The organism is Bradyrhizobium sp. USDA 4502 (assembly GCF_054063355.1).
On sequence record NZ_JBSSGF010000001.1, the window covers coordinates 3,912,725 to 3,924,844 of the forward strand.

Below are 12,120 nucleotides of genomic sequence, written 5' to 3' on the forward strand. Positions count from 1 at the left end.
CGCGCCCACGTCACGGTTCACTTGAATCGCCATGCCCAATGGGGATCGCCCCGGTCTCGCCGCCCGATCAGGTCGATTTGAATGAACCGATCATGCGCGAGCGCGGCGCCGACCCAGAGCTCATTCCAGGCGTCAAACACGGCTGGCGACAGATTCTCTCGCTCCGACATCAGGCGCCACGTCGACTGACGAACCACTGTCGAAGAACCTTCCTGCAGAAGCTCCGCATCGTCGCCCTGGCCCGTGGCAAGTCGCGCGAACGCCTTGGCAAACCCGGCGGCCCCTGGCTCAACGCCCCCGAGAAGCGCGGCAACTTCGTCGAACGTATGCATGCCTATCAACCTCGCAGCAGCCCCTGCAAGGTGGCCTCCCTCCTCGGGACCGAGGGCAGCAACCGTCTCCGGAACGATCGAGGTAATGTATTCCATCGAATAGTTGCGGAGCACCTTGCCAAGCCGCTCCTCCGGCCAGGTGTTTTCAGGCAGCCTTGGAGCGCATTGCGGATCGAAGCGCGGACATCGCTCACCTGGCGCGAACTGCAGGCGCTCTTCCGGAGCAAGATCGCGGTCCCATTCCTTGTAGTATCCTTCGAGCCCCGGTTGTCCGTCGACCGTCTGGCCCGTGCATACGAAGCCGAGCCGCCGGTTACCGAGAACAACGCCGTTGTTGGCGTGCCATCCACGCAGCATGGCGCGCGATACATCCGACGCAATGCCGCAGACGGCCGTGCCCGACCAGATCCATCGTGGCGGAGGATACCTCACCCAGGCCTTTTGGTCGTTTTCGTAGACGTATTCGACCTTCACGCCGCCGACCTGATTGGACAGATAGTGATACTGGGCACATGCGACCGCATGCGGAAGTTCGTCCAGCCCGAGCTTCTTTAGTCCCGGCAGAAAGCGCGCCAATTGCTGCCGGCGGAACGTTCTGAAGACGACATCCGCGGCCCGCCGCGGCCCCGCACGCGACGACAGCATGAGGATGAGACCCGTAAGATAGGAATGGTAGATCAGGTCGACGGCGCGGTATGCTGCCACATCGGACATCACGTCACTATTGCTTGCCTTCAATTTCTCGCCTCCAGACCCGCTGTCACAAAGTCCGCGATCGACTGAGCCAACTTCTTCCTGTTGGCCTGCGTCTCGCCATCTCGCGGCTGATACCAGCGCGAGGTCCAGTTCAGTGCGCCCAGCAACGGTTTTGCTGCCAGTTTCGCGTCAACGGAGCGAAAGTCTCCAGATGACACGCCATCTTTGATGACGCGGATGTAGAGGTTCTCATTGGCCTCGCGAAGCGCGGCCACCTCCGCGAGCTCCGCCCGCTCGCTCTCATTCGTGCGTTGCAGGAGGTGCATCTCCAGCCCCTGGGCGATCACACGCAAGTATGGAAGGTGATCGATGACGAGCATCGTATGCGCAAAGGCCATGGCGTGAAGCCGCACGCGCGGCGCAGCAGCCACCTCGAACGCTGGGCGGATGGCGGCCTCGGTAAGCTCCATTCCGCGACGATGGACCGCAAAGAACAGCTCCGACTTGCTCCGGTAGTAGTAGTAGATCGCCCCCTTGGTCGAACCGATCTCCTCGCTAACCCGGTCGAGCGAGGTCGCCGCAAAACCCTGCTGCATGAAGGCGCGCGCCGCGGCATCCAATAGTTCGACGCGACGGTCAACTAGCGGCTCACCGGTGTCGACCTTGCTCATCCTGCCCAACCTGTCCTCCTCCGTTAAGCGGCGTTGACAGTCAAACATACTACCAGGTAGGATGCAACATACTACTCGGTATCTTTGGAGGTGCCGCACCATGCTCGACGACTATGCCGGAATAAAAGTGCTCGACGTCAGCCAGGGTTTCGCAGGTCCCTATTGCGGGGGCATTCTCGCGCGTGGCGGCGCCTCGGTGATCAAGGTCGAGCCTCCGTCGGGTGACTGGGCTCGCACGATTGGCGGCGCGATCGATGGTCATACCGCTTTCAGCCTGGTTCCGAATATTGGCAAGCGCGCCGTTTGCGTCGACGGCGCCACGGCGCAGGGCCGTGAGATCCTGGTCGAGCTCGCCAGGAATGCCGACATCGTCATCCAGAACTTCCGGCCTGGCGCCGTGGAGCGGCTGCAAATCGCAGATCATCAACTGCGCCCCGACAATCCAGGCCTGATCTATGTCTCCATTCTCGGATTCGGTCAGGGCCCCTACGAAAGGCGCCCCGCGACAGACACCATCATCCAGGGCTTCACCGGCATGATGATGATGAACCGTGACGGGCACGGCGCGCCGCGACGGATCGGCATGCTGGCCGTCGACACTGCCGCCGGCGTCTACGCCGCCCAGCAGGTCGGCGCAGCGCTTTACCGCCGCTTGACGGGACGCGGCGGCCGGCACATCAAGGTCTCCCTCGTCGAGGTCGCCGCCGCCTTCCAGGCAATGCCTATCGTCGAAGACGCGCTCCGCCAACGCGGTCAGCCGAACGTTCCCTTAAGCGTCCCAATTGGGACATTCGCGACGTCGGATGGGCATATCAATCTGTCGTGCGTCTCGAATGCGATGTTCCAAGGCATCTGCAAGGCCATCGGAAAGGCTGATTGGATCACCGATCCAAGGTTCGCAACCGAAGCGGGACGCCTGAACCACGCCGGAGAGATCACGGCGGAGGTCTCGCGGATTCTCATGGGCGCGACCAGCGCGCATTGGATCGATGAGTTCGAGCGGCAAGACGTTCTGTGCGGTCCCGTCCAGGACTATCGGTCGTTCTTGAACAACGGACATGTCCGCGGACTGGGGTTGGAAGCCACGCTGCAGGGCGGAGCCTTCGAGGGGCTCCCGCTCACGCTGTTGCCGGGCACTGCGGCAGCGGGCACCCGCCTTCCCGGCCCGCCCCGGCTTGGCCAACACACGAGAGAGGTGTTGACCGAACGGGGCTATTCGCAATCCCGGATCGATCGTCTCGTCCGGGACGGCACGATCATCGAGGCACAACAGAGGTGAGGAAACAATGAAGAAGAAAAACGTGGTGTGCGCTGTCGCAATTGGCGCCTTCGCAAGCTTGGTATCGTCGGTTGCGGTCGCGCAGATATCCGACAACGTGGTACGCATCGGCATTCTCAACGACATGACCGGCATCTATGCCGACGCCGGTGGCAAGGGCTCGATCGTAGCGGCAGAACTTGCAACGGAAGATTTTGGCGGAAAGGTCGCGGGCGCCAAGATCGAAGTCGTCTCCGGAGACCACGCCAACAAGCCCGACATCGCCTCAAATCTCGCCCGGCAGGAGTACGATGCCCAGGGCGTCGACGTGATCGCTGACGGCGGATCTTCCGCCGCGGCGCTTGCCATGCAGAACGTCTCGCGCGAACGGAAGAAGATCATCCTGTTGTCGGGCCCCGCGACGGCCGAGATAACAGGAAAGAGCTGTTCGCCCTACAGCTTCCACTGGATGTACGACACCTACGCATTGGCCGCGGCGCCTCCGGCAGGAGTTCTCAAGCGCGGCGGAGACACCTGGTTTTTCATCACCGCCGACTATGCGTTCGGCAAGTCCATGGAAAGCGAGGCCACCAAGCGAATTCAAGCCGGCGGCGGCAAGATCATCGGCGGCGTTCGAGCGCCGCTCGACACCCCGGACTTCTCGTCATACCTGCTGCAAGCGCAAGCCTCGGGAGCCAAAGTGCTCGCGCTGGCGACCGCCGGCAGCGACACGAGCAACGCGATCAAGCAGGCGCACGAAATATAACGTCATCGGACCGAGCACTCAGGTCGTGACGTTCCTGATGTTCATCAACGACGTTCACGCCATGGGGCTGAAGGACGGCCAAGGCCTGATCTCGTCCACGACTTACTACCATGATCTTGACGAGGGTAGCCGCGCATTTTCCAAGCGCTTCTCGGACAAGATGGGGCGCCCACCATCAATCGTTCAGGCCGGCGTCTACAGCTCGGTCGTGCACTACCTCAAGGCGGTCGCCGCTACCGGCACCGATGACGGCACCAAGGTCGCGGACAAGATGCGCGAACTGCCGGTAGACGATGCGTTCACTCACGGCGCCAAGATCCGTGCGGATGGACGCCTGCTGCGCGATCTCTATGTCACTGAGGTCAAGAAGCCTGAAGAATCCAGGGGACCTTGGGACTACTGGAAGATTGTCGCGACGATACCTGGTGAGAAGGCCTGGCGGCCCGCCGATGAGAGCGATTGTCCGCTGCTCAAGACAACCCATTAAGCGGAAAGGCGTGTCGGCACATGGCGGATGCTCCGAAACTATTGGTCGAGGACGATGGACCGGTGACGGTCATCACCATCAATCGTCCGCAAGTCCGCAACGCCCTCGATAACGAGACGGCCGCGGCGCTCTCGAAAGCACTTCGGGATTTCGACCGTGCCGATACCCAGGCAGTCGCGGTCCTGACCGGCGCCGGCGGGCACTTCTGCGCCGGAGCCGATCTCAACGAGCTCGCCGCGGGCCACGAATACAAACCATGGGCCGGCGATCCCGACGGCCCATGCCACGACATCCTCTCGAAACCGATCATAGCTGCCGTCGCGGGTTACGCCTGCGCAGGCGGCCTGGGTATCGCGCTCCGCTGCGATCTCAGGGTGGCTGAGGAGACCGCCACGTTCGCCGTGCTCTCGAGGCGCTGGGGCGTGCCGATGAGTGACGGCACGACGGTCCGCCTGCCCCGCCTGGTCGGTGCGGGACGCGCCCTCGATATGCTGCTGACGGCGCGCAAGGTTTCCGCTGCAGAAGCAGTTGTAATGGGCCTTGCGGACCGCCTCGTTCCGACGGGCCAGGCCTTAACGAGTGCGGTCGAGCTTGCACGTCAGATCGCAGCGTTTCCACAGATCGCGATGCGGTCTGACCGGATGTCGGCGATCCGGCAGTGGAATCTCTCCGAAATGGAGGCCATCGCCCTGGAGACGGAGCTCTCGGTCGAGGCTCGCCGTAAGGAGGCCCAGGCCGGTGCGAGCCGCTTCGCGTCGGGATCCGGGCGTCACGGCGTGATCGGAAAGCACTGAGATATGCGAGCCGTGATTGGCCGCCGATTTGGTGGAATTGACGACCTCGTCTACGACACGACCGCTGCACCTCCCCTCGAGCCAGGGGCTATCCGTATCGCGGTGCGCGCGGCAGGCGTCAGCTTCGCGAACCTGTTGTTCATCGCGGGCAAGCACCAGAACCGGCCGAGCCTTCCCTTCATCCCTGGCACCGAGATCTCCGGCATCGTCAGCGAGATCGCGCCCGATGTCCGCAGCACGCTCGAGATCGGCGACCGGGTGTGCGCGGGCCTGCCGTCCGGCGGCTTCGCTGAAGAAGCGATCGTGGATGCGGCAAACGTCTTCAAAATCCCAGAATCCTTGGGCTTCGCAGGCGCGACGCTATTTCCGACCATCTACGCGACGGCCTATGCTGGCCTGAAGTGGCGCGCCGACTTGCGTGCTGGCGAGGTTCTTCTGGTCCATGGCGCGGCGGGTGCCAGCGGTCTGGCGGCAGTAGAGATCGGCCGCGCGCTTGGGGCGACGGTCATTGCGACCGCCGGTGGTGAGCGCAAGGTCGCAGCGGTCAGAGAATACGGCGCCGATCATGTGATCGACTACCGAAAGGGCCCCTTCCGCGATCGCGTGCTTGAGCTCACGGATGGCCGCGGTGCGGACGTCGTGTTCGATCCTGTCGGAGGCGATGTCTTCGACGAATCCCTGCGTTGCGTCGCACCGCTCGGTCGGCTGCTGCCGATTGGCTTCGCGTCCGGACGCATCCCCGAAATTCCGGCCAACATCGTGCTGGTGAAGAACCTGACGGTGATCGGTCTCTATTGGGGATTCTACATGGCGTGGGGCAAGAGCAAGGCGGACGCCGCTCTGCGTCAACGCGTCCCCACCCTGTTCAATGAGCTATTCGATCTTTTTGAGGCCGGGAAATTACGTGCGCCCGTCGATCGCTCGCTATCGCTTGCCAGGTTCGCGGACGCCCTGCGAAGCGTCGAAAGCCGCGAAGTGGTTGGCAAGATCGCCCTTGTCCCGGAGCCACAATCATGATCGAGCCCCCTCAGTCCAGCCATGAAACACCCTTCCGAGGACTGCGTGTGCTCGACTTCGGCCAGGGCGTGGCGTCCCCCTACGCAGGCTATCTGCTCGCCGCCAACGGGGCGGACGTGATCAAGGTCGAACCGCCCGAAGGCGATTGGTCCCGCCGCCTTGGCACGACCTATGGCTGCCACTCGGCTCTGTCAGCCGTCTACAACCGGGGAAAGCGTGGGATGGCGCTCGATCTCAAGCAGGGCGAGTCGATTGAGATCGCGCGGAGGCTGGCCGCGAATGCAGACGTGCTGATCGAAGGCTTCCGGCCCGGCGTGATGGCCCGCCTTGGCCTGGGCTACGCAGAACTGAGCCGCATCAATCCCCGACTGATTTACCTGTCCATCAGTGGCTTTGGACAAGAAGGTCCCTACGCGCAGCGCCCCTGCTCCGACTCGGTCGCTCAAGCATTCTCAGGCCTGGTCTCGGTGAACGTTGGTGTCGACGGAATTCCGCATCGGGTGGGCGCAACCCTATCGGACGTCTGCACCGGCATGTACGCCTTTCAGGCCGTGTCGACAGCGCTGTTCGCACGCGTCAGCGTCGGCAGAGGCCGCCACATCGATGTCAACCTGTCGCAATCCACAGCCGCGCTGTTAGGCCATAAGTTTGCCGAATACGCCCTCGAAGGCGGAGTACCACGCCTGCTCAATGTTCCGGCCGGAAGCTACCGAACGAGGGACGGTTGGCTGATGGTAACGCTGGTGACAGAGGCGCAATATGTTCGCTTATGCTCGGTGTTATCGCGAGATGATCTCGCCAAGGAACCGAGGTTCGCCAGCTTCGCACTCCGTGCCGACCATGCCGACGAATTGGCCGCGGAGTTGCGCGATGTCTTTGCGACCGACGCCACCGAATCGTGGCTCCAGAGTCTGCGCGCGGCGGACATCATTGCTGACAGAATCCTGAGCCCTTCGGGGTGGCTGGCCGACGAGCATATCCAGGCAACTCAGGCCGCGGTTCAGATCGAGACACCAGGCGTTGGCGCCGTATTCGCCGCAAGGACACCGGGCATGATCGGCGACAACGAGGGGGCACTCTGTCCTGCGCCTGGTATTGGACAGGACACCCAGGCAATCCTTTCAGACGTACGGGGCTCCTGGAGCCATGACCGCTCTTGAAGGCCGAGAGAACGACATCCCCTAGATGAACCTGCCTGAGATTGGGCTGCGATGGATCGATAACAACCCGTGATCAATGCTTCACGGTCTCGCCCATATGGGCATCCCCTTCAACGCCGAGACCTTCAAGAATCGTGATCTGGGATCGGAGAGATTTGCTGAAGCTGTGTTCTTTACCCGCGCTAGCGGTTACAACTCGACCCCGGGCGCTAGAGATCATCCATCTCATGATTGCCATTCCAGCTTGCTGCCGGACCAACAGCTATCGTGACCTCGTCTCGTATTTCGACGCGGAAACCGCAAGCGCTATTGGTAACTAGCGTAAAAAACGCCCGGGTCAGGCTACAAGCCTCGCGGCTAGCCAGACGCGCAGCCGACTCGAGACGTTTCCGACGGTTCGACGGTCAATTCGCCTGTCCCAAAAAAGCCGCACCTAGTTTGGCACGGCGGATCTCTCGCGGCCTCCTTGCTACCGTGGCCATGAGGTCAAAAGCAGCCAAGCTCAAGCGCAATCTCTCGTCCTTGTCCAACGTTCCCGTTGGCAGGTGATCACGCAGTTCAAGCACAATGTCGGCGGCCGCTGCTCGCAGGCCTATTCCGAGCGAGACGGGATTCTGGCCAGCGTCCAGCATCTGCGCGGATGCCGCAGCGCCGGCGCGCGCAAGCTCCAGCAGCCCCGCAAGCCGCCCGGCCTGCAGAAATTTCTGTTCGGTATGCGCCACGTGGTTGAAAGTCCTTCGGATGAGCCAGTCCGTGAGACCAACAACTCCGCTCGCGGCCACCCCGTCTTCGACATCCCTGAAGGGTAACGCCATCGTCGGGTAGACATCTGCGGGACCGCCGATGCGGTTGCCAGCCGGGACGCGACAATCATTCAGGATCATCTCGGCGTGGGTCGACGGCGCTAGCGCCTCCAATCCGGTCATGGGAATGAGATCGAAACCGGACGTGTCCCGGGGCACGCCGAACAGGCCATACGTCTTGCGGCCATCCTCGACGCCGCACACGGCCAGCACCAGGATCAGATCCGACCTCATGCCGTTGGTGACAAAGAGTTTGCGGCCGTTCAGGACGTACGAGTTTCCGTCTTTGGTGGCCGTCGTCGACAGGTGCTTGGGATGCGCGCCGACGTTGGGTTCTGAGATCGCAATCACCGGCCAGAGCTCGCCGCGGGCGATGCTTGGCAGCCAGCGCTGCTTTTGATCGGCATCGGCAAAGCCGGCGAGGAAAAAACGGGCTACCAGCTGGCGCGCCATGAATGCGGACGCGAGACCCGACAATCCCGTTGCCGCCACGATGGCGTAGTCGGCCATCGCCACCGCCTCATAGCTATCAAGTCCGCTCGCGCTCCCCGGCAGTCCAATCGAAAAGAACTCGTTCGGTATGGCCTCGATCGTCGGCTGCTCGGCGAGACGCCGCGCCTGATCCTCGATCGCCGCGATATGCTCTATTTTTATCATGATTCCTCATTCCACGCCGCGGTTGCGATCCAAGCCGCAGCGACTGGCGCCGCCATGCATGCGATCAATTTACAGCGTCTTTCTATACTCGTCGCTCAGCCGCGCGACCAGTTCGGATACCGGCACCACCGTGTCTATGCTGCCAATACCCTGTCCGGCGCCCCAGATGTCCTTCCAGACCTTGACCTGCTTGCGCTCTCCGGACGCATCCGTTTCCCAATTCATCTTCGATTTGTCGGAATCAGGCAGGTTGTTCGGATCCAGCCCCGCCGCTGCGATCGAAGGTTTCAGATAGTTGCCATGTATTCCGGAGAACAGGTTCGAATAGACGATGTCGTCTGCTGTTGACGCGATGATCATTTGCTTGTGCCCATCGACCGCGTTCGCCTCGGTTGTCGCGATAAAGGGAGATCCGATGTAGCAAAGATCGGCGCCAAGCATGGTGGCGGCCCGAATGGCCCTCCCGGTCGAAATCGCACCCGACAGCGCCACCGGTCCGTCGAACCATTGCCGCGTCTCGGTAATGAAAGCGAATGGTGAGATCGTTCCGGCGTGTCCGCCCGCGCCCGCCGCGACCAGGATCAGGCCATCGGCCCCCTTCTCGATGGCTTTTCGGGCAAACTTTTGATTGATGACGTCGTGCAGGACGATCCCGCCCCATGCATGGACGGTGTTGTTGACATCCTCCTTCGCGCCGAGCGAGGTGATGATAATCGGAACCTTGTGCTTTTGACAGGTCGCGAGATCTTCCGCGAGGCGGGCATTGCTGCCGTGAACGATGAGATTGACTGCGTAGGGCGCAGAGGGGCGATCCGGATGGGCCTTGTCGTGTGCGGCGAGCTCTTCGGTTATGCGGGTCAGCCACTCATCGAGCAGCTCCTGCGGACGCGCGTTCATAGCGTTGAACGACCCCACCACACCCGCCTTGCATTGCGCGATGACGAGCTCCGGTCCGGAGATGATGAACAAGGGCGCGCCGATGACAGGGATGGACAGGCGTCCGGCGAGAAGATCGGGAATGGGCATGGCGTGACCTCTTTGACGTTTCCTTTAACTCCCTACGTGGCCCTGCCCCGCCTTGATTTGCAAAGGAGATTATTGCCTGTCGCCTTGAGTTGCACTCAAGGCTTATGCTGGACAACCGATCAGCCTGGCCGGTTGTCGCGATTGGCGCCGAACCCGTACGGGTCATCAGCCCTCATCACGGCTTGCCCGAGCGTTGTACAACAGCAGAATCCCGGTCGAGTTCGAGATGAAATCCCTTCGATGTGACCAGCCATTTGCCGTCGATGCAGTGCCAGGTCAGATAATCAACAAACGTCATCGAGTTGATCTGCAGGCGCACCTTCGCGAATGCCAGGCTGGCAGAAGCAAAGTCGATCAGGAGGATCTCATCCGCGCGAGGCGCGTTCAGCGACTTCGGAGACTGACGCCGGTCAAGAATATCCCGATAGGTTGAGGCGGACCACATCACCATCTGGCCGTCACGAAACCCGTGCAACTGGGCCGTCGACCGAAAGACCTGGTCGAATCGCGAGGTATCGCAGTCGTACATGAGATCGAAGTATCTCTGCAGCGCATGGGTCAGGTCCGGGGAAGATGGACGCCCAGCGGCGCCGGCCGCGGCATCGTTGCCGGGTTGAATGAATTGCGTTGTTTCACTGGGAATGGCGTTCATGGAAAGCTCCTCTGCCGCGAGCCAGATGTCGGTTCAAGCGACGCCTTCGCGACCGCGATTGCAGCGCGTCGACTGTCCCACTACGCCACGGCGCAGGTTGTTACAAATTCATAATAGGCAACATTAATATTCTGAAACGTCATTCGTAGAGTGTTCTCGAGAGCGCCTGCTCCATCGCGTCCAACGGCCGCGACAAGCGCCCGAGCTGGCGGCGGCGAATGAACCAGGTCGAAGCCGTTAGCCGGAGATCGGGAACGTTGAACGCCTTGACCTTCTGCTTGGCTGGAATCTTTTTCACCTGGCTTGCCGCCAGCAGCCCAAAACCTGCGCCGCGCGCGATCACGGAAAGCTGTAGATTCTTGCCGAACGCTTCGACGATAATCCGGGGTGCCCCCGCGCCGGCCCGTTCGAGCGCCTGCGTCAAGGCAACGCGATAACCACAGCTCTCTGGCTGGATCACCCACCCTACTTCGTTCAGCGCACGGAGCGAACGCCGGCGCGCCGCGGTATGACTGGCGGCGCCGATGATCAACACATCCTCTCGACCAAGGCACCGCGCCGGCAGGTCGGTTTTCGGCGGGGCGTCGGTCAGCAGCGTTATGAGGGCAGCATCAAGAGTGCCGGAATGCAGCCGCTCCAGCAGCGGCGCGGTCCAATCAATGGAAATCTGGAGCGTAACTTCCGGAAAGCCGGACCGCAATTGATCGAGCGGCCGCTCCGCCACAATTTCAGCCAGCGCATGAGCCGTACCAATGCGCAAGACGCCCATCGGTGGCGCGGCAGGAGAAAGAGCATCCGAAAATGCCTCTGCGGCATCGAGAACCAGGCGCCCGTGATGAAGCGCCGCATGACCGTCGTGGGTCAGGGCCAACGGCTTGGTTTGGCGATCGAACAATGTGACTCCGAGATCGAGTTCCAGCCGCTGAATCAGCCTCGACACCGCAGACTGCGTCATGTGGAGCTGCCGGGCGGCTCCTTGCACCGAGCCCGTCTGCGCGACCGTCACAAACGTGCGAATCTCGTTCAGCTTCAAGGAAGTCTCCCGCCGTTATTATTCCATAACGGTATCATGTTTTCGAGACTGAAGCGGTTGTGCTGATCCGGACCCGACCTGACCCGCGTCCCTTGCCTTGCGAAACTGGCTTCCCGGCAGCCAATGAGTGGCGCACGCTGCGTTCAAACTCATGGCGTTATTGCAGCCTTGCCGGTCCAGTGCGATCGTGCGGAGACATTTGCCGGACGCGGCTCAAAAATCCGCTGATCAATCCATTACGGATGATCGCATCATCTGGCCGGGGGCGTGGACTGCTGGCGACCTGCAGATCCTCCGAGGTTTGTCAGGCAGAACGCGCCCCCGACGACGTGCAGCAGCGCCAGAAGGGAGGCGCTGATCCGTCAGACGCGCTTCAGCGGCGTTCGCTTGTCGCGATTTGACTGAGTAGCTCCCTCAGGCGGGACGGTCTTGGAATGCGATCCATCCCGCCAAAACCAGCGCGCACAGCACGGCGAGCGGCGCGATAGCGTGCGCGTACTCGCCATGAAACAAGACCGTCGCACCGGCCGCAGTCATGACCGCGCTCCCGAGTGCAGCCCCCCAGAGACGGGTTCGGCGGACGGACAGCAAGGATGCGGTCGTGAGTTCAAGCAGCCCGGTGAGGTAGTGGAACCAGTCGGGATAACCCCAACTACGATAGTCCGCCTTGATGTCAGCTGAAGCGAAGATGTTACCGAAGCCACCCACGACGAAGAAGGCCGCCAGCAACCAGATCACGACAGTCTTCCAGGACAAGTTACGTATCAT

The 12,120-nt window shown here is 61.8% G+C and carries 13 protein-coding genes and 1 pseudogene; 6 read left to right on the forward strand and 8 right to left on the reverse strand.

Annotated features, from left to right (window positions below; genetic code table 11):
- Positions 1-17: 17 nt before the first annotated feature.
- Together ACVW1B_RS18105 and ACVW1B_RS18110 are read right to left on the reverse strand one after the other, a co-directional pair.
- On the reverse strand, positions 18-1,070 hold the full coding sequence (locus tag ACVW1B_RS18105; RefSeq protein ID WP_456821912.1) for a hypothetical protein: 1,053 nt from the start codon (positions 1,068-1,070) through the stop codon (positions 18-20).
- Complete coding sequence (locus ACVW1B_RS18110; protein WP_456821913.1) at positions 1,067-1,699, reverse strand: TetR/AcrR family transcriptional regulator; 633 nt, start codon at positions 1,697-1,699, stop codon at positions 1,067-1,069. Before ACVW1B_RS18110 ends, ACVW1B_RS18105 begins: the two co-directional genes overlap by 4 nt.
- 100 nt (positions 1,700-1,799) lie before the next feature.
- Between ACVW1B_RS18110 and ACVW1B_RS18115 the strand changes: the two genes are divergently transcribed.
- Genes ACVW1B_RS18115 through ACVW1B_RS18140 form a run of 6 tightly spaced genes read left to right on the forward strand, consistent with a single transcriptional unit; the run spans position 1,800 to position 7,181 of the window.
- The gene (locus ACVW1B_RS18115) at positions 1,800-2,978 is read left to right on the forward strand and encodes a CaiB/BaiF CoA transferase family protein (RefSeq protein WP_456821914.1); all 1,179 of its coding nucleotides are present in this window, start codon (positions 1,800-1,802) and stop codon (positions 2,976-2,978) included.
- A gap of 7 nt (positions 2,979-2,985) precedes the next feature.
- Positions 2,986-3,723 carry an ABC transporter substrate-binding protein gene (locus tag ACVW1B_RS18120; protein ID WP_456821915.1) on the forward strand — a complete coding sequence of 246 codons (738 nt, stop codon included), beginning with the start codon at positions 2,986-2,988 and terminating at the stop codon, positions 3,721-3,723.
- A 37-nt stretch (positions 3,724-3,760) separates the two neighbouring features.
- Positions 3,761-4,210 carry an ABC transporter substrate-binding protein gene (locus ACVW1B_RS18125; protein ID WP_456821916.1) on the forward strand — a complete coding sequence of 150 codons (450 nt, stop codon included), beginning with the start codon at positions 3,761-3,763 and terminating at the stop codon, positions 4,208-4,210.
- 20 nt (positions 4,211-4,230) lie between these two features.
- On the forward strand, positions 4,231-5,004 hold the full coding sequence (locus ACVW1B_RS18130) for a crotonase/enoyl-CoA hydratase family protein (RefSeq protein ID WP_456821917.1): 774 nt from the start codon (positions 4,231-4,233) through the stop codon (positions 5,002-5,004).
- A 3-nt stretch (positions 5,005-5,007) separates the two neighbouring features.
- Positions 5,008-6,021 (forward strand): NADPH:quinone oxidoreductase family protein, encoded by a 1,014-nt coding sequence (locus tag ACVW1B_RS18135; protein WP_456821918.1) that lies wholly within the window; start codon positions 5,008-5,010, stop codon positions 6,019-6,021.
- The gene (locus tag ACVW1B_RS18140) at positions 6,018-7,181 is read left to right on the forward strand and encodes a CaiB/BaiF CoA transferase family protein (RefSeq protein WP_456821919.1); all 1,164 of its coding nucleotides are present in this window, start codon (positions 6,018-6,020) and stop codon (positions 7,179-7,181) included. The genes ACVW1B_RS18135 and ACVW1B_RS18140 overlap by 4 nt, the downstream gene beginning before the upstream one ends.
- Positions 7,182-7,257: 76 nt before the next feature.
- On the opposite strand, the pseudogene ACVW1B_RS18145 reads toward ACVW1B_RS18140, so the two are convergent.
- The 6 genes and pseudogenes from ACVW1B_RS18145 to ACVW1B_RS18170 form a co-directional block, all read right to left on the reverse strand.
- Positions 7,258-7,401 (reverse strand): annotated as a pseudogene (locus ACVW1B_RS18145) (MOSC domain-containing protein); the annotation flags it as partial.
- Positions 7,402-7,585: 184 nt separating this feature from the next.
- The gene (locus ACVW1B_RS18150) at positions 7,586-8,641 is read right to left on the reverse strand and encodes an acyl-CoA dehydrogenase (RefSeq protein ID WP_456821920.1); all 1,056 of its coding nucleotides are present in this window, start codon (positions 8,639-8,641) and stop codon (positions 7,586-7,588) included.
- A 69-nt stretch (positions 8,642-8,710) separates the two neighbouring features.
- The gene (locus ACVW1B_RS18155) at positions 8,711-9,667 is read right to left on the reverse strand and encodes an NAD(P)H-dependent flavin oxidoreductase (RefSeq protein ID WP_456821921.1); all 957 of its coding nucleotides are present in this window, start codon (positions 9,665-9,667) and stop codon (positions 8,711-8,713) included.
- A gap of 175 nt (positions 9,668-9,842) precedes the next feature.
- Complete coding sequence (locus tag ACVW1B_RS18160; RefSeq protein WP_456821922.1) at positions 9,843-10,319, reverse strand: nuclear transport factor 2 family protein; 477 nt, start codon at positions 10,317-10,319, stop codon at positions 9,843-9,845.
- A 139-nt stretch (positions 10,320-10,458) separates the two neighbouring features.
- On the reverse strand, positions 10,459-11,352 hold the full coding sequence (locus ACVW1B_RS18165; RefSeq protein ID WP_456821923.1) for a LysR family transcriptional regulator: 894 nt from the start codon (positions 11,350-11,352) through the stop codon (positions 10,459-10,461).
- Between the two features lie 414 nt (positions 11,353-11,766).
- Positions 11,767-12,090: a DoxX family protein gene (locus ACVW1B_RS18170; protein WP_456821924.1), complete on the reverse strand. Its 324-nt coding sequence runs from the start codon at positions 12,088-12,090 to the stop codon at positions 11,767-11,769.
- Between the last annotated feature and the right edge of the window lie 30 nt (positions 12,091-12,120).